The sequence below is a fragment of the Streptomyces sp. NPDC041205 genome (assembly GCF_055591765.1).
Map to the genome: position 1 here is coordinate 119,416 of NZ_JBVIZH010000005.1, position 20,409 is coordinate 139,824.

At 71.9% G+C, this 20,409-nt stretch carries 18 protein-coding genes; 10 read left to right on the forward strand and 8 right to left on the reverse strand.

Annotated elements, in window-relative coordinates:
* Nucleotides 1-82: 82 nt before the first annotated feature.
* A complete protein-coding gene (locus ACZ6BG_RS23085) occupies nucleotides 83-739 on the forward strand; it encodes an HAD family hydrolase (protein WP_469004375.1) in 657 nt (218 codons plus the stop codon).
* Here the strand turns inward: ACZ6BG_RS23085 and ACZ6BG_RS23090 are convergent.
* Nucleotides 703-966, reverse strand: coding sequence for a hypothetical protein (locus ACZ6BG_RS23090; RefSeq protein ID WP_380846252.1), 264 nt, complete (start codon nucleotides 964-966; stop codon nucleotides 703-705). The genes ACZ6BG_RS23085 and ACZ6BG_RS23090 overlap by 37 nt on opposite strands.
* A gap of 210 nt (nucleotides 967-1,176) precedes the next feature.
* Here ACZ6BG_RS23090 and ACZ6BG_RS23095 point away from each other — a divergent pair, with 210 nt between their 5' ends.
* Nucleotides 1,177-1,560 (forward strand): cold-shock protein, encoded by a 384-nt coding sequence (locus ACZ6BG_RS23095; RefSeq protein ID WP_030363393.1) that lies wholly within the window; start codon nucleotides 1,177-1,179, stop codon nucleotides 1,558-1,560.
* Between the two features lie 204 nt (nucleotides 1,561-1,764).
* Here the strand turns inward: ACZ6BG_RS23095 and ACZ6BG_RS23100 are convergent, their stop codons facing one another.
* From ACZ6BG_RS23100 to ACZ6BG_RS23115, 4 genes are all read right to left on the reverse strand, one after another.
* On the reverse strand, nucleotides 1,765-2,628 hold the full coding sequence (locus tag ACZ6BG_RS23100; RefSeq protein ID WP_469004378.1) for a 1,4-dihydroxy-6-naphthoate synthase: 864 nt from the start codon (nucleotides 2,626-2,628) through the stop codon (nucleotides 1,765-1,767).
* Complete coding sequence (locus ACZ6BG_RS23105; protein WP_469004380.1) at nucleotides 2,621-3,397, reverse strand: futalosine hydrolase; 777 nt, start codon at nucleotides 3,395-3,397, stop codon at nucleotides 2,621-2,623. The genes ACZ6BG_RS23100 and ACZ6BG_RS23105 overlap by 8 nt, the downstream gene beginning before the upstream one ends.
* Nucleotides 3,361-3,861, reverse strand: coding sequence for a DUF2771 domain-containing protein (locus ACZ6BG_RS23110; RefSeq protein WP_469004382.1), 501 nt, complete (start codon nucleotides 3,859-3,861; stop codon nucleotides 3,361-3,363). The genes ACZ6BG_RS23105 and ACZ6BG_RS23110 overlap by 37 nt, the downstream gene beginning before the upstream one ends.
* Nucleotides 3,862-3,932: 71 nt before the next feature.
* Nucleotides 3,933-5,306 (reverse strand): MFS transporter, encoded by a 1,374-nt coding sequence (locus ACZ6BG_RS23115; RefSeq protein WP_469005221.1) that lies wholly within the window; start codon nucleotides 5,304-5,306, stop codon nucleotides 3,933-3,935.
* 591 nt (nucleotides 5,307-5,897) lie between these two features.
* Here ACZ6BG_RS23115 and ACZ6BG_RS23120 point away from each other — a divergent pair.
* The 5 genes from ACZ6BG_RS23120 to ACZ6BG_RS23140 all read left to right on the forward strand — a co-directional run bounded on the left by ACZ6BG_RS23120 (nucleotide 5,898) and on the right by ACZ6BG_RS23140 (nucleotide 13,634).
* Nucleotides 5,898-6,836, forward strand: a complete 939-nt coding sequence (locus tag ACZ6BG_RS23120; RefSeq protein WP_469004384.1) for a DUF3027 domain-containing protein — start codon at nucleotides 5,898-5,900, stop codon at nucleotides 6,834-6,836.
* Between the two features lie 669 nt (nucleotides 6,837-7,505).
* A complete protein-coding gene (locus tag ACZ6BG_RS23125; RefSeq protein WP_469004387.1) occupies nucleotides 7,506-10,778 on the forward strand; it encodes a sacsin N-terminal ATP-binding-like domain-containing protein in 3,273 nt (1,090 codons plus the stop codon).
* Between the two features lie 182 nt (nucleotides 10,779-10,960).
* The gene (locus tag ACZ6BG_RS23130) at nucleotides 10,961-11,818 is read left to right on the forward strand and encodes a calcium-binding protein (protein WP_469004389.1); all 858 of its coding nucleotides are present in this window, start codon (nucleotides 10,961-10,963) and stop codon (nucleotides 11,816-11,818) included.
* A 91-nt stretch (nucleotides 11,819-11,909) separates the two neighbouring features.
* Entirely contained in the window at nucleotides 11,910-12,689 is a 780-nt protein-coding gene (locus ACZ6BG_RS23135) for a DUF5707 domain-containing protein (protein WP_469004393.1), read from the forward strand.
* Nucleotides 12,690-12,854: 165 nt separating this feature from the next.
* Nucleotides 12,855-13,634 carry a calcium-binding protein gene (locus tag ACZ6BG_RS23140; RefSeq protein ID WP_469004395.1) on the forward strand — a complete coding sequence of 260 codons (780 nt, stop codon included), beginning with the start codon at nucleotides 12,855-12,857 and terminating at the stop codon, nucleotides 13,632-13,634.
* Nucleotides 13,635-13,724: 90 nt separating this feature from the next.
* Here ACZ6BG_RS23140 and ACZ6BG_RS23145 read toward each other — a convergent pair whose 3' ends face one another.
* Nucleotides 13,725-16,127 carry a cation-translocating P-type ATPase gene (locus ACZ6BG_RS23145; protein WP_469004397.1) on the reverse strand — a complete coding sequence of 801 codons (2,403 nt, stop codon included), beginning with the start codon at nucleotides 16,125-16,127 and terminating at the stop codon, nucleotides 13,725-13,727.
* Nucleotides 16,128-16,260: 133 nt separating this feature from the next.
* Complete coding sequence (locus ACZ6BG_RS23150) at nucleotides 16,261-16,524, reverse strand: DUF2530 domain-containing protein (RefSeq protein ID WP_469004399.1); 264 nt, start codon at nucleotides 16,522-16,524, stop codon at nucleotides 16,261-16,263.
* Between the two features lie 204 nt (nucleotides 16,525-16,728).
* On the opposite strand from ACZ6BG_RS23150, the gene ACZ6BG_RS23155 reads away from it, so the two are divergent.
* Complete coding sequence (locus tag ACZ6BG_RS23155; RefSeq protein WP_469004401.1) at nucleotides 16,729-18,174, forward strand: NCS2 family permease; 1,446 nt, start codon at nucleotides 16,729-16,731, stop codon at nucleotides 18,172-18,174.
* A 73-nt stretch (nucleotides 18,175-18,247) separates the two neighbouring features.
* On the opposite strand, the gene ACZ6BG_RS23160 is transcribed toward ACZ6BG_RS23155, so the two are convergent.
* A complete protein-coding gene (locus ACZ6BG_RS23160) occupies nucleotides 18,248-18,424 on the reverse strand; it encodes a ribbon-helix-helix protein, CopG family (protein ID WP_289949335.1) in 177 nt (58 codons plus the stop codon).
* Nucleotides 18,425-18,589: 165 nt separating this feature from the next.
* Between ACZ6BG_RS23160 and ACZ6BG_RS23165 the strand changes: the two genes are divergently transcribed.
* Together ACZ6BG_RS23165 and ACZ6BG_RS23170 are read left to right on the forward strand one after the other, a co-directional pair.
* Nucleotides 18,590-19,027, forward strand: a complete 438-nt coding sequence (locus ACZ6BG_RS23165; protein ID WP_030361471.1) for a MarR family winged helix-turn-helix transcriptional regulator — start codon at nucleotides 18,590-18,592, stop codon at nucleotides 19,025-19,027.
* A 25-nt stretch (nucleotides 19,028-19,052) separates the two neighbouring features.
* On the forward strand, nucleotides 19,053-20,402 hold the full coding sequence (locus tag ACZ6BG_RS23170) for an MFS transporter (RefSeq protein WP_468457327.1): 1,350 nt from the start codon (nucleotides 19,053-19,055) through the stop codon (nucleotides 20,400-20,402).
* The last annotated feature ends 7 nt before the right edge of the window (nucleotides 20,403-20,409 follow it).

The following is a 20,409-nucleotide window of genomic DNA, read 5'->3' on the forward strand; positions in this document are numbered from 1 at the left end:
GCAGGGGCTGGTAAGGCTTGGCTAAGTCTAAGCGGGGCCGGGGTCCCCGCCGGGGATCCGCGGGCCTCGGCACAATGGCCCCATGACCTCACGGACCGACCGGACCACCGCCCCCCTCACCGTCGGCTTCGACCTCGACATGACGCTGATCGACTCCCGGCCCGGCATCCACGCCTGTTACCTGGAGCTCGCCGCGCGTACGGGGACGTACATCGACGCGGACCTGACGATCACCCGGCTCGGACCGCCGCTTGAGGAGGAGTTGAAGCACTGGTTTCCAGCCGATCGTGTCGCCGCCGTGGCCACGCTCTACCGTGAGATGTATCCCACATACGCGATCACCGCGACGCCCGCGCTGCCCGGAGCCCGCGAGGCCGTCGACGCGGTGCACGCGGCGGGCGGCCGCGCCCTGGTCGTGACCGCCAAGTTCGAGCCGAACGCGAAGCTCCATCTGAAGCATCTGGCCATCGACGTGGACGCGGTCATAGGCGACCTGTGGGCGGAGAAGAAGGCGGAGGCGCTGACCGAGCACGGGGCGTCGGTGTACGTCGGCGACCACACCGGCGACGTACGCGGCGCGCGTACGGCGGGCGCGCTGTCCGTAGCGGTGGCGACCGGGCCGTGTGACGCAGCGGAACTGCGCGCGGCGGGCGCGGACGTCGTACTCGACGACCTGACCCTGTTCCCCGCCTGGCTCGCGGCCTACCGGGCGGACGGCTCCGTCGCCGACCTGGCCTGACGCCGCTGCACCGCGATACCGCGCAGCACGCCCGCGCCCGCGATGAGGAAGCCCACCCCCATCAGCATGCAGACCGCGTACGCGATGGGTGGGAAAGTGTCGCCGCCGAGGAACAGCGGTGCCACCGTGACCAGTGTGGCCACGGCGCCGACGAAGAAAACGATCGCGCCAATCCGTACGAGGCCGTCGCCCGGTCCGGTGGAATTCGCTTGGGTTTTGTCACGCACCGGACCAGGGTAGTTCCCAGCGCGTAGGAAGAAACCGGGGACGTCTTGTCACCGGCCCGGGGACCAATAGTCTTGGATCCGGCGGGTCGGGGCGACCCGCTGTACTGCTATCCAGAGCCGTTTACGCCCGGCGGGCCGGACCGACCCGTCCGCCGGAACGCGTCGCGGCACAGACGAGTACGACGACGAGTACGAGGACGAGGACTTCACGTGCCTACCGGCAAGGTCAAGTGGTTCAACAGCGAGAAGGGCTTTGGCTTTCTCTCCCGCGACGACGGCGGCGACGTCTTCGTGCATTCCTCCGTACTGCCCGACGGCGTCGACACCCTCAAGCCCGGCCAGCGCGTGGAATTCGGCGTGGTCGCCGGGCAGCGGGGGGATCAGGCTCTTTCCGTGACGTTGCTCGACCCGACGCCGTCCGTCGCCGCGGCGCAGCGGCGCAAGCCGGACGAACTGGCGTCCATCGTCCAGGATTTGACGACTCTGCTCGAAAACATCACGCCGATGCTGGAAAAGGGGCGCTACCCGGACAAGGCCTCGGGCGCGAAGATCGCGGGCCTCCTCCGCGCGGTGGCCGACCAGTTGGACGTGTAGTTCCCCAACCCCGCCCCTTCTCCGAAACCGGGGGCTGCCGCCCCCTGGACCCCCGCTGATCGGCGCTTCGCGCCTCGTCCTCAATCGCCGGACGGGCTGGATTTTCCAGCCCGTCCGGCGATTGAGGAGCGGGGGTCTGGGGGCGGAGCCCCCAGGATCGGGAAGGGGCGGGCTTGGGGAGCCCCCGGCAGGGCACCCCACCCCTCACGGAAACGCCAGCGCCCCGGGGCGCAGCGCGGGCACGAGGCCCTCCGCGGCCGCCCGCGTGAGGAGCCCCCGGACGGCTGCGTAGCCGTCCTCGCCGAGGTCGGCGGTGAATTCGTTGACGTAGAGCCCGATGTGCTGATCGGCGACGGCGGGATCCATCTCCTGGGCGTGCTCACGGACATAGGCCCGGGACGCCTCAGGATCGTCCCAGGCCATCCGCACGGAAGTGCGGGCGGCAGCGGCAAGCCCCCGCAGGACGTCCTCCCCGAGCGCCCGCCGAGCGATGATCGCCCCGAGCGGAATGGGCAGCCCCGTGACGGCCTCCCAGTGCTCCCCCATGTCCGCGAGCTTGTGCAACCCGTAGTCCTGATACGTGAACCGCGCCTCGTGGATGACGAGCCCCGCGTCCACCTTCCCGTCCCGCACGGCGGGCATGATCTGGTGGAAGGGCAGGACGACGATCTCCCCGACCCCGCCGGGCAGGACGTCCGCGGCCCAGAGCCGGAAGAGGAGATAGGCGGTCGACTTCTCGCTGGGGACGGCGACGGTCTTCCCGCTCAAGTCGGCTCCCGCCTCCCGGGTCAGCACGAGCGGCCCGCACCCCCGCCCGAGCGCCCCACCGCACGGCAGCAGCGCGTACTCGTCGAGGACGTAGGGCAGGACGGCGTACGACACCTTCAGGACGTCGAACCCGGCGGAGCCGCGCTCGGCCATGCCGTTGGTGATGTCGATGTCGGCGAAGGTGACGTCGAGTTCGGGGGCGCCCGGCACCCGCCCGTGCGCCCACGCGTCGAAGACGAAGGTGTCGTTCGGGCAGGGCGAGTAGGCGATCTTCAGGGACCGGGGCGGGGCGTCAGTCATGCCTGTTCCAACTCTCCAGTACGGGCGTGAGCTTCCCGAGTACGGGCGTGAACTTCCCGAAGGCGCCGGTCAGCGCGGCGAGCGCGGCCCCGATCCGCCAGGCGTCCCGGTCGCGGGGGCCCACCGGGTTGGACACGGCGCGGACCTCCAGGACGGGAAGCCCGTACAGGGCGGCGGCCTCGGCGACCCCGAAGCCCTCCATGGCCTCGGCGAGGACACCGGCGTGGCGGGCGCGCAGCGCGTCGGCGCGGGCGGCGGAGCCGGTCACGGTGGAGACGGTCAGGACGGGGCCGACCGCGGCGCCGGTGGCGGCGGCCAGGGCGCTCACGAGCGCGGGCGGGGGGACGTGGGTGACCCGGCCGAAGCCCAGGTCGGTGACGGGCAGGAACCCGTCGGGCGTCTCGGCGCCCAGGTCGGCGGCGGTGACGGCGTCGGCGACGACGAGGGAGCCGACGGGGGCGCCGGGCTGGAAGCCGCCGCCGATACCGGCGGAGACCACCAGGTCGTAGGGGGCGTCGGCGGCGAAGGCGAGGGCGAGCGCGCGGCCGGTGGCGGCAGCGGCGGCCGCGGGTCCGACCCCGGCGACGAGGAGGTCGACGACGGGGTCGCGGTCACCGCCGGGGGTGTCGGGCTGCTGGGACAGGCCGGACGCCACCGCGTCCCGCTCGGCGGGGACCGCGGTGGCGATCAGGACGCGCGGGCCCGGAGGCCGGGTCCGTGGTGCGGTCCCGGTCAGGCGTCCGAGTCCTTCTTGAACTTGAACGACCACAGGCCGGTGGCCTTGGCACCGCCCTCGGCCTTGCCGCCCTCGAGGAGGCTCACCGTGGTCGCGTCGCCGCTGCCGCCGTACTGCTGGTTGAAGAACACGCTGCCCGGGATGACGACGTACGTCTTCTTGCTGGCCTCGGTCAGCGGGCGGCCGTTCATCAGGAGCGTCCAGCCCTTGTCGGCGATCTCCGGGTCGACGCCGAAGCGGACCTTCTCGTCGGGGTCGACGGTGATGGACTTGATGTCCTTCTTGCCCTTCAGGCAGTCCTGAACCTCGGACTCCGTCAGTTCCTTGCCGTCGTTGTAGCAGGACGCCTCGGAGTGCACGGAGTCGCTGCCGACCGTCACGGTGGCCAGCGGCGTCGGCTTGTCACAGGCCGACAGGACGAGAAGTCCGGCGGAGGCGGCGCCGAGAGCGGCGACGGTGCGGCGGCGACGCGCCGAGCGGGGTACCAGGAAGGTCATGGCGGAAGGCTATCGGGCGCCGGGGTGACGACTGCGAGGTGGGTGCGGCGTGCCGCCACTCGCGCCGGGCGTCAGGCGACGCGGGGGCGTCGTGCGCCGCCCCTGCGGGCCGCCGCGAGGAGCCCCTTCACCGTCGGCACCCAGCCCACCGCGATGATCCCCGCCGCGACCCACAGGCCCAGCGTGCCGTTGAGCGGCAGCGCGATGCCGATGCCGCCGCCCACCACCCACGCCATCTGCAGCAGCGTCTCGGACCGCGCGAACGCCGACGTCCGCACCTCCTCCGGTACGTCCCGTTGGATCAGCGCGTCCAGCGACAGCTTCGACAGCGCCTGCGCGAAGCCCGCGACCGCCGCGAGCGCGGCGATGCCCGCCGGGCTGACGAACAGCGCCGCGCACACCGCCACCCCCAGGACGACCGCCACCACCGTCACGATGATCAGCTCCGGGGCCCGGGCCTTCAGCCACGCCCCGACCGCCGTACCGAGCGCGTTGCCCGCGCCCGCCGACACGCCCACGATGCCCAGCGACACCGCCGCGCTCTGCCCGGCCAGCGGATGCTCGCGCAGCAGGAAGGCGAGGAAGAAGATGAGGAACCCGGAGAGCCCGCGCTGCGCGGCGTTCACGACGAGGCCGTGCGTCACGGACGGGCCGACGGCACGCAGCCCCAGACGCCGTCTGCGGGAGGTGTCCTCGCGGTCCCGGGCGCGGGCCAGGTGCAGATGCTCCTCGTCGGCGACCAGCAGCGCCTTGTGCTCGCCCTTCGCCGAGTCCACCTTGTGGGGCAGCGTGAACGACAGGACCGTGCCCGCGACGAACAGCACGAACGCCCCGTACAGCGGCCAGCGCGGCCCCAGCGCCTGCAGGCCCGCGCCGACCGGTGCCGCCACGCCCGTGGCCAGGAGGCCGCTGAGGGTCACCCGGGAGTTCGCCTTCACCAGGGAGAAGCCTGGTGGCAGCAGGCGTGGCACGACGGCACTGCGCACGACCCCGTACGCCTTCGACGCCACCAGGACGCCCAGCGCCGCCGGATACAGCTCCAGGCCGCCCGTCACCACCGCGCCCGACAGCGTCAGCGCGAGCACCGCCCGCGCCAGCATCGCGCCCGCCATCGCCGCGCGGCGGCCGTGCGGGAGGCGGTCCAGGAGGGGGCCGATGACCGGGGCGAGGAGGGTGAACGGGGCCATCGTGATCGCCAGGTACAGGGCGACCCGGCCCCTTGCCTCGTCCGTCGGGACCGAGAAGAACACCGTCGACGCCAGCGCGATCGTGATCATCACGTCGCCCGCGCCGTTCACCGCGTGCAGCTCGATCAGCTTTCCCAGGCCCGACTCGCCCGCTCCGTGGGCGTGGGTCGCCTTGCGGATGCCCTTCGCCGTGCCGGTGAACGGGAGGTGCAGGGCGCGGCCCAGCGCTCGGGCCGCGCGGGTTGCCGCACCCGGGATGCCCGCTCGCCGAGACGACGACCTGACGCCAGTCACCCAGTCATAGTGCCCCGTCCGGGGGTGGAGTAGCGGGATAACCACTCGTGGCCCTCACGGGGCGCCCCAGTCCCACCCCTTCACCGAAACCGGGGGCCGCGCCCCCTGGACCCCCCTGATCGGCGCTCCGTGCCTCGTCCTCGAACTCCCCCAAGCTCTCAAGGAGCAAGGGGTACCCCCATGACGGGCTGGTGAAGGTGCCGGGCTGTTGGCCGAGGTACGGACAGCGAGGGCGGGTGGGTGGGAGAAAAAAGCCCGTCCGGCGTTTGAGGACGAGGGCCGCAGGCCCGGAAAACGGGGCCGCGCGGGGCCGGCCCCGCGCAGGCGCCCGGTACGCCGGTGTGGGCCCAGGGGCCAGGAGAAGGTAGCGTGCGTAACGCGCCTGCGGCAGCAGTCCTCGGCCGCGCGCCTGCAGGCCATCCCGCAGAATGGATGGCGTAGGTGCGCCCGGTGACGTCGGGCGCGGACGTCGACGCGGCCCACTGGTCCGCTCCGTCCGTGCCGCCGCGTAAGAGTGGCGCACTCGTGAGACGGCGTAGGAGAGAAGCGATACTTGTGAGCGCAGCGACAACGCGAAGCCGTACCCCGCGCACCCCGCGCACCCCCGACCGTCTCTGCGCCGAGGCGATCGGCCTGGCCCGTGCCGCCGCCGAGGAGGCCGCCGCACCGGGGGTGGTCGGTGAGCACGTCGAGGTCGTCGTCGAGGGCGACCGCGTCGTCACGCATCTCTTCGAGTGCAAGGAACTGGGCTACCGGGGCTGGCGCTGGGCGGTGACCGTCGCCCGCGCCTCCCGCGCGAAGGTCGTCACCCTCGACGAGACCGTCCTGCTGCCCGGACCCGACGCGCTCCTCGCCCCCGAGTGGGTGCCCTGGAGCGAGCGGCTGCGGCCCGGCGACATGGGTCCCGGCGACCTCCTGCCCACCGACGCGGAGGACCTGCGGCTCGAACCCGGTTACTCCGGCGAGGACGAGCCGCCGCCCAACTCCGTCCTGTCCGAGGACATGGCCGAGCGCGTCGAGGCGGAGGACGCCGAGGTCACCGCGGGGTCGCCCGCCGACCTCACCGTCGCGCCCGCCCGCGGGTCGCTCGCGGCGATCGCCGACGAACTGGGGCTGCGGCGCGCCCGCGTCCTCTCCCGGTACGGGCTGCACACCGCCGCCGACCGCTGGGAGGAGGCGTACGGCCCGAAGACCCCGATGGCGCAGGCCGCGCCCGCGCCCTGCGTCAGCTGTGGGTTCCTCGTGCCTATCGGGGGGTCGCTCGGGCAGGCGTTCGGGGTGTGCGCCAATGAGTTCGGGCCTGCGGACGGACGGGTGGTGTCCCTCTCGTACGGGTGCGGGGGGCACTCCGAGGCGGCCGTCATGCCGAAGCCGCCGCGGCCGGCTCCGCCCGTGCTCGACGAGACCAAGGTCGACGTGCTGCCGCTGCGGCCCGCGCCGGACTCCGGCTCGGTGCTGCCGGTGGGTGCCGGCGAGGACCTGGGCCACTCCTAGCCTCTACGGTTCCTGGGACTCCGGGTACGCCCGGGTTCCGGCACCCCTTCGCGTGCGGGCCGGTGGGTGTTACACCGCGCTGCGCGCGGTGCTTTGTCCCCGCCCGCCCACCCGTTCACCCCGAACGTCAAGGCTGGGGAGCTTCGCGTGCGGGTCGGTGGGTGTTACACCGCGCTGCGCGCGGTGCTTTGTCCCCGCCCGCCCACCCGTTCACCCCGAACATCAAGGCTGGGGAGCTTTGCGTGCGGGTCGGTGGGTGTTACACCGCGCTGCGCGCGGCGCTTTCCCCGCCCGCCCACCCGTTTGCCCCCAACGTCCGGTTCCGAGTGACGGGTGGGCGCGCCGCCGCGCGCAGCGCGGTGGGAATTGACCGCCGGGCCGCACGCGAAGCTCGCCGGCTTTGATGTGCCGGGCAAACGGGTGGGCGGGTGGGGCAGGCACCGCGCGCAGCGCGGTGTACCCACCCACCGGGCCCGCACGCGAAGCTCCTGAACGGGATGTTCGGGGTGAACGGGTGGGCGGGTGGGACGCACGCTGCGCGCAGCGCGGCGCACCCGAGATCCACCCCCCAGCGGGACGCGATACCGTCGCCCCCCGACGACGACCACCACCACGACCACAGCCCGCGGCCGCAGGCCCCGCGTCCGCAGGCAGAGGGAGAGCGACCACGTGAGCAAGACCGTGCGGCCGGCCGACGAGGGCACCGACCCGTTCGGCACCGCCCGCCTGCGCCGCTCAGTCCTGGAGGCCTGGGCGGCGAGCCCGGCCCGGTTCCGCGAGGACGCGAACGCCGAGGAGGACATGGCTCTCGGCGGCTACCGTGACCGCCTGGTCGTGGAACTCGCCCAGAACGCCTCGGACGCCGCCGCCCGGGCGGGCGTACCGGGCCGTCTGGCCCTGACCCTCCAGGACGGAGTGCTCGCGGCGGCGAACACGGGCGCCCCCCTGGACGCGACGGGCGTCGAGTCGCTGTCCACCCTGCGGGCCTCCGCGAAGCGGGAGGACCGCGACGACAACCGTCTGGACCGCCCGAACGGACAGCAGGCCGACCAGGCCCACGAGGACCCCGCCCCCAGGCGGACGACCGGCCGCTTCGGCGTGGGCTTCGCCGCCGTCCTCGCCGTCTCCGACGCCCCCGCCGTCGTCGGCCGCACCGGCGGCGTCCGGTTCTCGCTCGGGGAGGCCCGCGAACTGGCCGCCGAGACGGCCAGGTTCAGCCCGGGCCTCGGGGACGAGATCCGGCGCAGGGACGGCCACGTACCGCTGTTGCGGCTGCCGCTGCCCGCGGAGGGCACCGCCCCGGACGGGTACGACACCGTCGTCATCCTGCCGTTGCGGGACGCCGCCGCGCAGGACCTGGTGGCCCGCCTCCTGGAGGGCGTCGACGACGCGCTGCTGCTGGCCCTGCCGGGCCTCGACGAGGTCACCGTCACGGTGCCGGGCGGCCCGACCCGCACGATGCGCCGCGCGGCCGACGGCCCGTACACCGTCGTACAGGACAGCCGCGACGGCACGACCCGCTGGCGTACCGTCAGCCGCCAGGGCACGCTGGCCCCCGAGCTGCTCGTGGACCGGCCCGTCGAGGAGCGGCAGCGCCCGTACTGGCATCTGACGTGGGCCGTGCCCGCGGGCCCGGACGGCGCCCCGGAGCGGCCGCGGACGAGCGCGGTCGTGCACGCGCCCACCCCCAGCGACGAGCCCCTCGGCGTACCCGCCCTGCTCATCGCCTCGTTCCCGCTGGACACCAGCCGCCGCCACGCCGCGCCGGGCCCGCTCACGGACTTCCTGGTGGAGCGCGCGGCGGACGCGTACGCCGAACTCCTCGCCGCCTGGCGGCCGGTGACCGAGGGCGTCATCGGCCTGGTGCCGGGTCCGCTCGGCCAGAGCGAGCTGGACGGGGCGCTGCGGGGCGCCGTACTCGACCGGCTGCCGCGCACCGCGTTCCTTCCTCCCGCCGTGCCGCCCGCGCGGACGGACGGCGACGCCGGCGGTGACGAGTGGCTGGACGCGGAGGCCGCCGCCGTGCCCGAGACGCTGCGGCCGCGCGACGCGGAGGTGGTGGAGGGCGCGGGCGCCGACACCGTGCGGGTCCTCGCCGAGGTGCTGCCCAGCCTGCTGCCCGCGGGCCTTGAGCGGCGCGGCGAGCTGCGTACGCTCGGCGTCGCCCGCGTCCCGCTGACCGAGGCCGTGGACCGGCTCGCCGGTCTGGAGCGGGAGCCGTCCTGGTGGCGGCGTCTTTACGACACCCTCGCCGGGGTCGACCCGGACCGGCTCTCGGGCCTGCCGGTGCCGCTCGCCGACGGCCGCACCACCATCGGCCCCCGCCAGGTCCTGCTGCCCGCGCCGGGCACCGGCACCGCCGACGGGAGCGGTTCCGCGGCCCTCGCCAGGATCGGCCTGAAGGTCGCGCACGCCGACGCCGCCCATCCGCTCCTGGAGAAGCTGGGCGCCCTGCCCGCCACGCCCCGCGCGGTCCTGACGACCCCGCAGGTGCGGGCGGCCGTCGCGGCGTCCCTGGACGACGACAGCTGGTACGGCGACGGACCCGGCGGTGACGGGGCCCTGGACGCCGAGGAGCTGGCCGACCTGGTCCTCACCCTGGTACGGGACGCGGATCTCGCGCCCGGTGACGAGCCCTGGCTCGGGGCGCTCGCCCTGCCCGACGAGGACGGTGAACTGGCGCCCGCCGGGGAGCTGGTGCTGCCCGGCAGCGCGTTCGAGTCGGTCATGCGGGAGGGTGAACTCGCCGGGGTGGACGCCGACTTGGCGGAGCGTTGGGGCGAGCAGCCGCTCGCCGCGTGCGGGGTGCTCGCCTCGTTCGCGCTCGTACGGGCCACCGACGTGGTCCTCGACCCCGACGAACTGGAGCCCCGCGACGGGGACTTCGCGGAGCCCGACGACGCGGGGCTGCTCGACGCCGTCGACGTGTGGTGCGAGGACATCATCGACCGGCTGCCGGACACGCCGGTGCCGCCGGTCGCCACGGAGGTCGTCGCCGTGCGCGACCTCGACCTCGTCGACGACGACGCCTGGCCGCGGGCCCTCGCCCTGCTGTCCCGGCCGCCGCTGCGCGACGCGCTGACCCAGCCGGTGCGGGTGCTCCTTCCGGACGGCACGACGGAGAGCGTGCGGTCGTACACGGCGTGGTGGCTGCGCGGCCACCCGGTGCTCGGCGGGCGGCGCCCCGCGGGTCTGCGGGCGGCGGGTGGTGACCCGCTGCTCGACGGCCTGTACGACGACGCCGACGCGTCCGGGTTCGACGACGAGCAGGTGCTGCGGGCGCTCGGCGTGCGGACGTCGGTCGGCTCGCTGCTCGCGGAGCCGGGCGGCGCTGCCGAGTTGCTCGACCGGCTCGCGGACCCGGAGCGGACTGTTTCCGCGGCCCAACTGCACGCGCTGTACGGGGCGCTCGCGGACCTCGACCCTGAGCAGGTGACGCTGCCGGACGAGGTGCGGGCGGTCCTGGGCGGCGGCCCGGACGGCGACGCGGGCGAGATCGTGATCGTCGACGCGGCGGACGCGGTCGTCGCCGACGCGCCCGACCTGCTGCCGTTCGCCTCCGGCGTGCCGCTGCTCCCCGTCGCCCCGTCCCGGGCGGCCGACCTGGCGGAGCTGTTCCAGGTGCGGCGCCTGAGCGAGTGGGTGGCGGCGGAGGTCGACCCCGAGGGCGGGGTGGAGCACGAGGTGCCGGAGTCCGTGCGGGTGCTGCTCGGTCCCGCGACCCCGGCGACGTACCGGGAGCACGAGGAGCTGGTCGCCGACGGCGTCGACCTGGAGTGGCGCCGCACCCCCGACGGGGTCGTGCACGCGGCGACCGTGGAGGGCGTGGCCGCGGGCCTCGCGTGGGCGGCCCGGCAGTGGCCGCGGCGGTTCGAGGTGGCGGCGCTCCTGGAGGACCCGTCGCGCACGGAGGAGCTGGCTCGGGATCGGTGGTTCGACTAGGGGGCGGGGCGACACATCGGACATGCCCTGGGGACCGGCCGGGGTGGGGCGGCACCCCTCGTACAACCTCTGGCCAGGGTTGTGGGTCTGATCTGCCGAGTCAATCAGACTCCTAGATCACCGGGACTTCGCGAGCGGGCTTCAACATCGCGCGGCCCCCTTCTCCACCTGGGGAAAACACCATGCGTATCCGTGCCGCTGTCGCCGCTGTGTCCGGCACCCTGGCTCTGTCCGCTCTCGCTGTTCCGGCCGCCCACGCGGGTGACGAGCCGGCCGCCCCCAAGCCGTCCGCTGCCGTCGCCGACGCCGGGGACGCCGTGGGTGCCCAGGGCGCGCGCCGTGCCGCGGCCGACGTCACCGTCAAGGACGTCACCGTCAACGGTGGCAAGGACGTCGTGATCGGCACCACCGCGAAGAAGAAGTTCTCGCTCGCCATCACGGCCAGCGACCCGGTCGGCATCAAGGTCTCCAGCGGCTTCCTGTGGCTCGGCCCGGACCTGGACACGGCCGCCCTGATCACCCCGGCGACCGAGGCCGAGTACAACCCCACCTGCGTGCAGGTGGACGACACCACCTCCACCTGCACGCTCAACGTCACCGCCGACCCGGCGCGGCTCGGCAACGTCGGCGCGGGCGTCCGCTGGAACGTCTACGCGGCCGTGCGGAACAACGACAACGAGCTGGTCAAGCCGACGGGCCTCAAGTCGGACGTCCGCCTGAAGCGCGCGTCCCGCCTGACGGTGAACGCGTCCCCGGAGCCGGTGAAGAAGGGCAGGACCATCACGGTTTCGGGCGCCCTGACCCGCGCCAACTGGGACACGAAGAAGTACGCGGGCTACACCCAGCAGCCGGTGCAGCTCCAGTTCAAGAAGAAGGGCGCTTCGTCCTACTCCACCGTGAAGACGGTGAAGTCGGACAGCAAGGGCAGCCTGAAGACGACGGTGAAGGCGTCGGTCGACGGCACCTTCCGCTACGTCTTCGCGGGTACGTCCACGACCCCTGCCGTGACGTCCGCGGGCGACGCCATCGACGTCCGCTGACCGAAGCCCTCCGGCAGGCCCCCAGTTCACCCCCGCCCCGCGGCGCAGCCACCCCGGCGCGCCGCGGGGCCCGCACCACTTGAGGAACATCATGCGTACCCGTGCCACCGTCATCGCCGTCTCCGGCGCCCTCGCCCTGTCCGCCCTCGCCGTCCCGGCCGCGCAGGCCGCCGACTCGGTCCAGGGCGACACCAAGATCACGAAGGTCGTCGTGAACGGCGACAAGGACATCGTGGTCGGCACGTCCAGCAAGAAGATCACGGTCACCGTCACGGGCACCGACCCGAAGGGGATCAAGGACGGCATGGCCATCCTGTGGCGCGGCTCGAAGTTCGAGCCCGGGCACCTGACGGCCGTCCTGGCCCCGGGGAACGACGCCAAGTGCACCCAGGTCGACGCGACCACCGGCACCTGCGAGCTCACCCTCGTCGCCTCCCCGAGCAAGCTCGCGAACAACAACGCGGGCCGGTGGAAGGTGATGGCCGGCCTGCTGGCCAAGGGCAGCGCCGAGGACCACGCCATCAAGGAGACGTACAAGACCGTCGGCGTCAAGCGCGCCGCGAAGCTCACGGTCAACGCGTCCCCGGAGCCGGTGAAGAAGGGCAGGACCATCACGGTGGCCGGTGCCCTGACCCGCGCCAACTGGGACACCAACAAGTACGCGGGCTACACCCAGCAGCCGGTGAAGCTGCAGTTCAAGAAGAAGGGCGCGAGCGCCTACTCCACGGTCAAGACGGTGAAGTCGGGCAGCAAGGGCAGCCTGAAGACCACGGTGAAGGCGTCGGTGGACGGCACCTTCCGTTACGTCTTCGCGGGTACGTCCACGACCCCGGCCGTGACGTCCGCGGGCGACGCCGTCGACGTCCGCTGACGGCACCTGACCCATCGCGAGTCGTGCGCAGCCGGTGAAGCGGCTGCGTACAACCAGTGATGCCTGTCGCATGTCTGATCTTGAGAGCCAACAGGCTCCTCGATCACCGGGGCCCCGCGTGACGATCCATGCACGTGGGGCCCCGCTTTCCAGTTGGGGAATCGCATGCGCATACGTGCCACTGTGAGCGCGCTGACCGGCGCTCTGGCCCTCTCCGTCCTCGCCGTTCCGGCCGCACACGCGGACGAGGCCGACGGCGACGTCGAGATCACCAAGGTCGTGGTGAACGGCGGCAAGGACGTCGTGGTCGGCACCTCCGCCAAGAAGTTCAAGGTCTCGGTCACCGCGACCGACCCGTCCGGGATCGAGGTGGCGGCCGCCGCGCTGTGGCACGGTCGGAACTTCGCCGACAAGGACGGTGAGTTGTTCTTCGACGAGGCCTCGGGTCTGGCGTGTGCCGAGGTGAACGGGAAGACCGCCACATGCACGGGCACCGTCATCGCCGACCCGAAGAAGAACCTCAAGAAGAACTCCCTGGCCGACGACTGGAAGGTCTTCGCCTACGCGCGCGCCGAGGACGACGACATGACCGTCGTCGACTCGTACCCCATGAAGGTCCGCCTCCAACGCGCCGCGAAGCTCACGGTCAACGCCTCCCCGGAGCCGGTGAAGAAGGGCAGGACCATCACGGTGGCCGGTGCCCTGACCCGCGCCAACTGGGGCACGAAGAAGTACGCGGGTTACACCCAGCAGCCGGTGAAGCTGCAGTTCAAGAAGAAGGGCGCCGCGTCCTACACGACCGTCAAGACGGTCGCGTCCGACACGAAGGGCAACCTGAAGACGACGGTGAAGGCGTCGGCCGACGGCACCTTCCGCTATGTCTTCGCGGGTACGTCGACGACCCCGGCCGTCACGTCGACCGGGGACTCCGTCGACGTACGCTGAGCCCCGCGCCCCCAAAAGGGGCGCGGGGAACCGCGCGACAAGCCCCCACCGGCCCGCGGGGAAGAACCGCCCAAGGCCCAGGGGCCGGCCTTACGCCGCGAAGCGGCGGTCGACCCAGCGGAAGGCGAACTCGATCGCCGCCGCCGCGACCGCCGCGATCGCGACCGCCGCCCACGGCATCGTCGTGCCGACCAGCTTCAGGGCGAAGAAGTCCTGGAGCCAGGGGATGACGAGGACGAGCAGGAAGGCGAAGCCCATGGCGGCGACCAGGGCGATGCGCCACCAGGTGTAGGGGCGGGCGATGATCGCGAGGACCCACAACGACACCAGGAACAGGGCCAGCGTGGCCGCGCTGGTCTCGGCCTCGCGGGCGCCCTCGCCGGTGTAGTGGTGGCGGGCCAGGAGGTACGTGGCGAAGGTGGCGACCGCCGCGATGATGCCGCCCGGCAGGGCGTAGCGCATGACCCGGCGGACGAAGTGCGGTTTCGCGCGCTCCTTGTTGGGGGCCAGGGCGAGGAAGAACGCCGGGACGCCGATGGTGAGGGTGGAGAGCAGGGTCAGGTGGCGGGGCAGGAAGAGGTACTCCACCTGGGAGCAGACCACCAGCAGGGCGATGACTACGGAGTAGACCGTCTTGACGAGGAAGAGGGTCGCCACGCGTGTGATGTTGCCGATGACGCGGCGGCCCTCCGCGACCACCGACGGCAGCGTCGCGAAGCTGTTGTTCAGGAGGACGATCTGGGCGACCGCGCGGGTCGCCTCGGAGCCCGAGCCCATGGAGACGCCGATGTCCGCGTCCTTCAGGGCGAGGACGTCGTTCACGCCGTCGCCGGTCATCGCGACCGTGTGGCCCTTGGACTGCAGCGCGCCGACCATGTCCCGCTTCTGCTGCGGGGTGACGCGCCCGAAGACGGAGTTGGCGTCCAGGGCCTCGGCCATCTCGTCCTGGTCGGTGGGGAGCTGCCGGGCGTCGACGGTGTTCTCGGCGCCGGGCAGGCCGAGCTTGCCCGCGACGGCGCTGACGGAGACCGCGTTGTCGCCCGAGATGACCTTCGCCTGGACGTTCTGCTCCTCGAAGTACCGCAGGGTGTCCGCGGCGTCGGGGCGCAGTCGCTGTTCGAGGACGACGAGGGCGGTGGGGTGGGCCCCGGCCGCGATGTCCGGGGCGTCCAGGTCGCCCGCGGCGCGGGCCAGGAGCAGCACGCGCAGGCCCTGGTGGTTGAGTTCCTCGATCTCGTCGAGGGCCGGGTCGCCGGTGGGGAGCAGCACGTCGGGGGCGCCGAGCAGCCAGGTGGAGTTCTCGCCGTCGCCCTCGCTGAAGCTGGCGCCGCTGTACTTGCGGGCGGAGGAGAACGGCAGCGACTCCGTGCAGCGCCACTCGTCGCTGTCGGGGTAGGCGTCGATGATGGCCTGGAGGGACGCGTTGGGGCGCGGGTCGGACTCGCCGAGGGCGCCGAGAACCTTGCGTACGTGACTCTCGTCGGAGCCGTTCAGGGGGCGCAGCTCGGTGACGTCCATGCCGCCCTCGGTGAGCGTGCCCGTCTTGTCGAGGCAGACGGTGTCGACGCGCGCGAGGCCCTCGATGGCGGGGAGTTCCTGCACCAGGCACTGCTTGCGGCCGAGGCGGATCACGCCGATCGCGAAGGCCACGGAGGTCAGCAGGACCAGGCCCTCGGGGATCATCGGGACGATGCCGCCGACCGTGTAGGCGATGGACTCCTTGAAGTTGTCGTCCTTGACGACCAGCTGGGAGATGATCAGGCCGATCGAGGTCGGGATCATCAGCCACGTCACGTACTTGAGGATCGTGGAGATGCCCGAGCGCAGTTCGGAGTGGACGAGCGTGAAGCGGCTCGCCTCTTCGGCGAGCTGCGCCGCGTACGCCTCGCGGCCCACCTTCGTGGCGGTGAACGCGCCGCCGCCCGCGACCACGAACGAGCCCGACATCATCTTGTCGCCGGGCTTCTTCAGGACCGGGTCGGCCTCGCCGGTGAGCAGGGACTCGTCGACTTCGAGGCCGTCGGCCTCGACCGTCTCGCCGTCGACCACGATCTTGTCGCCGGGGCCGAGCTCCACCAGGTCGCCGAGGACGATCTCGGAGGTGGAGATCTCCGCGGCCACGCCGTCGCGCCGGACCGTGGGCTTGGCCTCGCCGATGACGGCGAGCCCGTCGAGGGTCTTCTTGGCGCGCAGTTCCTGGATGATGCCGATGCCGGTGTTGGCGACGATCACGAAGCCGAAGAGGCTGTCCTGGATCGGCGCCACGAACAGCATGATCACCCAGAGCACGCCGATGATGGCGTTGAAGCGGGTGAAGACGTTGGCGCGGACGATCTCGGTGGTGGAGCGGCTGCTGCGGACGGGTACGTCGTTGATCTCGCCGCGGGCGACCCGCTCGGCGACCTCGGCCGCCGTGAGGCCGGTGGCCCGTGCCGTCGGCGGCGCCACCGGGTGGACCGGGTCCAGCTCGGCGCCCGCGTCGATATGCGTCATGCAGACGACGGTACGGGGGGAGCGGGGGGTTCACCCCTTGAGTACCGGAAAGATCCGACCTCGGTAGGACGGGGTTTGCCCTCAGGTCGTATGCCGTACTGCCGACGGATTACACCGGGCCGGAACCGTCCGTTCAGGCGCTGTCCGAGGCGTCGGCCCGCGCCCGCTTGATCGCCGCGTCGCGCGAGCGGACGTACCAGATGCCGATCAGGCCGAGGCCGCCACCGGCGAGGCAGGTCCACACCCACCAGGTGATGTCGCGGTCGTCGAACCAGCCGTAGAACGGCAGCTGCACGACGAAGAGGGCGAACCAGAGGATCGTGCCGCCGGTGATGGTGGCGACGATCGGGCCCTCCAGGGGCTCCGGCGCCTCGTGCTTGGGTGTCCACTTCGCCATGACCCCTAGCTTAGTAGGGGCCGATTCCGGCCCTCCGCGGGCGCTCGCACCCCTTGTGCCACAAGGCTCTACGCGCGGAGATGGCCATTTCTCGTTCATGTATTCATACTGAAACGGCTTCTTAATGGCCAGTTGCTTTCGTACGAAGACACAATTTCGCACAAGCCCGGCCCATTCCGTTCCACAGAGGTCATGAGGTCCCGCATGTCCCCCTCGGCCAGCGCTCCGGTCGACGCCAAGCAGCCCCCGAATTCCCCGCAGGGCGGGCTCGACGGCTTCTTCAAGATCACGGAGCGGGGCTCGACCCTGGCCAGGGAAGTACGGGGCGGCTTCGCCACCTTCTTCGCGATGGCCTACATCATCGTGCTGAACCCGATCATCCTCGGCAGCGCCAAGGACATGTACGGCCACCAGCTCGACAACAAGCAGCTGGTCACCGCCACCGTCCTCACGGCCGCGTTCACCACGCTGCTCATGGGCGTCATCGGCAACGTACCGATCGCCCTCGCCGCCGGACTCGGCGTGAACACCGTGGTCGCCCTGCAACTGGCGCCCCGGATGTCCTGGCCGGACGCCATGGGCATGGTCGTCCTCGCGGGCTTCGTGGTGATGCTGCTCGTGGCCACCGGCCTGCGGGAGCGCGTGATGAGCGCCGTGCCGTTGGGGCTGCGCAAGGGCATCGCGATCGGCATCGGCCTGTTCATCATGCTGATCGGCCTCGTCGACGCGGGCTTCGTCTCGCGCATCCCCGACGCCGCGCACACCACCGTGCCGCTCCAGCTCGGCGGCGACGGTCACCTCAACGGCTGGCCGGTCCTCGTCTTCGTCCTCGGCGTGCTGCTCACGCTGGTGCTCCTGGTGCGCAAGGTGCCGGGCGCGATCCTCCTTTCGATCATCGCCATGACGATCCTGGCCATGATCATCCACTCGGTCGCGGACGTGCCGTCCTGGGGCCTGACGACGCCGGAGTGGCCCGGCAACCCGGTCTCCACGCCCGACTTCGGCCTGGTCGGTGAGATCAGCCTGTTCGGCGGCTTCGACAAGGTCGGCGTGCTCACGGGCGTGCTCTTCGTCTTCACCGTGCTCCTGTCGTGCTTCTTCGACGCGATGGGCACGATCATGGGCATCGGCGACGAGGCCCACCTGACCGACGACAAGGGCAACATGCCCGGCATCAACAAGGTGCTCTTCGTCGACGGCATCGCGGTCGCCGCGGGCGGCGCCTCCTCCGCGTCGGCCACCACCTGCTTCGTGGAGTCCACGGCGGGCGTCGGCGAGGGCGCGCGGACCGGCCTCGCCAACGTCGTCACCGGCGGCCTGTTCGCCGTGGCGCTGTTCCTCACGCCGCTCGCCACGATGGTGCCCTCGCAGGCGGCCACGCCCGCGCTGCTCGCGGTCGGCTTCCTGATCCTGTCCGGCTCGATCGGTGCGATCGACTGGAGCGACTACACCATCGCGATCCCGGCGTTCGTGACGATGCTGATGATGCCGTTCACGTACTCGATCACGAACGGCATCGGCATGGGCTTCATCGCCTTCACCGTGCTGCGGCTCGCGGCCGGACGGGGCCGTGAGGTGCCGGTCGCGATGTACGCGGTGTCCGCCGTGTTCGCCTTCTACTACCTGATGCCGGCGCTCGGTCTCACGTAGCACCCCGAAGGGGCGCGGGTCGCGGGTGCGGGCCGGGGGCGGGGGCCCCGGCGGTGCCCTTGGGCGTCCCCCCCTAGGCGTAGAACTTCTCCGTCGCCTCGACGGACGACTTGAATCGCTCGTCGAAGTCATCACGGATGAGCGTCCGGGCCACATAGTCCTGGACGCTCATTCCTCTTTTCGCGGCGTGCTGCCGGATCCGGTCGAGCAGATCGCCGTCTATCCGCAGGCTGAGCACTGTCGATCCCATGAGGACAGCGTTGCCGCCCTCTCGTGGGGGACGCCCGGCTTTCCGAATCCAGCTCACTCATTTGGGTGACGAGAGGGTTCTGTGTGCCAGATCACGGGCAACCCGGGCTTCCCTCGTGGGTAACCGAGTGGTCTTTAGTTAGGGTAATGAGTTACGCTAAAGAACATGCCGGACCTCTCCCATGGCGACAACGCTGCCGCCGTGAACTCGCTGCGCTCCGCCGTGATGCGCCTCTCCCGTCGACTCAAGCACCAGCGGGTCGACGAGTCGCTGAGCCCCACCGAGATGTCGGTGCTCGGTACCCTCGCCCGCTGTGGCAGCGCCACACCGGGTGAACTCGCCCGCAAGGAGCATGTGCAGCCGCCGTCGATGACCCGCATCGTCGCGCTCCTGGAAGCCAAGGGCCTGGTCAGGCTCGAACCGCACCCGGAGGACCGCCGCCAGAAGGTGGTGACCCAGACCGAGCAGGCCGAAGCCATGCTCGAGGAGAGCCGCCGCAAGCGGAACGCGTGGCTCGCGAACCTCGCCGCCGACCTCGACGAGGACGAGTGGGAGGCGCTGCGCGCCGCCGCGCCGGTCCTGGAGAAGCTGGCCCACCTCTGACCCGACGCCAAGGAGGCGAACCCTTTTGAGTACGGGATCCGGAGCAGACTCCGCCCCCGCACCAACCGCCCTCGACAAACCTGTCCGCCCCCACAAGACGTCCATGTTCAGCTCCCTGCACATCCGGAACTACCGGCTGTTCGCTGCGGGAGCCGCCGTCTCCAACACCGGCACCTGGATGGCCCGCATCACCCAGGACTGGCTGGTGCTCAGCCTCACCGGGTCGTCCGCCGCCGTCGGCGTGACGACCGCGATGCAGTTCCTGCCGATGCTGCTCTTCGGCCTGTACGGCGGGGTCATCGCCGACCGGTTCGCCAAGCGGAACCTGCTCTTCTTCACTCAGGGCGCCATGGGTGTGGGCGGCCTCTTCCTGGCCGCGATGACGCTCTCCGGACACGTCCAGGTCTGGCATGTGTACGTCACCGCGTTCTTCACCGGCCTGGTGACCGTCGTCGACAACCCGACCCGGCAGTCCTTCGTGTCCGAGCTGGTCGGCCCCGACCAGCTCCGCAACGCCGTCTCGCTGAACTCCGCGAACTTCCAGTCCGCGCGCCTCATCGGCCCGGCCGTCGCGGGCCTCGTCACGGCCGCCGTCGGCCCCGGCTGGGCGTTCCTCGCCAACGGCCTGTCCTTCCTCGCGCCGCTGACCGGACTCCTCCTCATCCGCACCGCCGAGCTGACCCGCAGCCCGCTCGCGCCCCGCGGCCGCAAGGGGCAGCTCCGCGAGGGCCTGAACTACGTCTCCCGGCACCCGGAGCTGATCTGGCCGATCGTGCTCATCGGCTTCATCGGCACGTTCGGCTTCAACTTCCCGATCTGGCTGAGCGCGTACGCCGACGACGTCTTCCACGGCGGCTCCGGCATGTACGCCCTGTTCACCACGCTGATGGGGGCGGGGTCGCTGATCGGGGCGCTGCTCGCCGCTCGGCGGCGGTCCTCGCGGCTTCGGATGCTCGCGGGCGCGGCCGGTCTGTTCGGCGTCGCGCTGATCGCCGTCGCGGCGGTGCCCAGTGCGTACGCCTTCGCCGCGCTGCTCGTGCCGGTCGGCGCCATCGGGCTCACCGTCAACGTCACCGCCAACTCCTCGGTGCAGATGGCCACCGACCCTGAGATGCGGGGGCGGGTGATGAGCCTGTTCATGATGGTGTTCGTGGGCGGTACGCCCTTCGGCGGGCCGTTGTTCGGGTGGCTCACCGATGCGTATGGCGTGCGCGTGAGCTTCGCGTTGGGCGGGCTGATCGTGGCTGTCGCCGCGCTCGGGGTCGGCCTGATGCTGGCGCGCGCGGCCAACCTCCGGTTGAAGGTGGACCTGCGGCGGGGCCGCACCCACGTGGAGTTCGTCGCCCGGGAGCGGGAGTTGGCGCCTGCGGCATAGCGGATGG

Coding starts and splice junctions, on each gene's coding strand:
- ACZ6BG_RS23130 (WP_469004389.1), top strand. CDS start 10,961: ATGCGTATCCGTGCCGCTGTCGCCGCTGTGTCCGGCACCCTGGCTCTG.
- ACZ6BG_RS23100 (WP_469004378.1), bottom strand. CDS start 2,628: ATGACTGACGCCCCGCCCCGGTCCCTGAAGATCGCCTACTCGCCCTGC.
- ACZ6BG_RS23160 (WP_289949335.1), bottom strand. CDS start 18,424: ATGGGATCGACAGTGCTCAGCCTGCGGATAGACGGCGATCTGCTCGAC.
- ACZ6BG_RS23135 (WP_469004393.1), top strand. CDS start 11,910: ATGCGTACCCGTGCCACCGTCATCGCCGTCTCCGGCGCCCTCGCCCTG.
- ACZ6BG_RS23150 (WP_469004399.1), bottom strand. CDS start 16,524: ATGGCGAAGTGGACACCCAAGCACGAGGCGCCGGAGCCCCTGGAGGGC.
- ACZ6BG_RS23140 (WP_469004395.1), top strand. CDS start 12,855: ATGCGCATACGTGCCACTGTGAGCGCGCTGACCGGCGCTCTGGCCCTC.
- ACZ6BG_RS23110 (WP_469004382.1), bottom strand. CDS start 3,861: ATGACCTTCCTGGTACCCCGCTCGGCGCGTCGCCGCCGCACCGTCGCC.
- ACZ6BG_RS23145 (WP_469004397.1), bottom strand. CDS start 16,127: ATGACGCATATCGACGCGGGCGCCGAGCTGGACCCGGTCCACCCGGTG.
- ACZ6BG_RS23155 (WP_469004401.1), top strand. CDS start 16,729: ATGTCCCCCTCGGCCAGCGCTCCGGTCGACGCCAAGCAGCCCCCGAAT.
- ACZ6BG_RS23165 (WP_030361471.1), top strand. CDS start 18,590: ATGCCGGACCTCTCCCATGGCGACAACGCTGCCGCCGTGAACTCGCTG.
- ACZ6BG_RS23085 (WP_469004375.1), top strand. CDS start 83: ATGACCTCACGGACCGACCGGACCACCGCCCCCCTCACCGTCGGCTTC.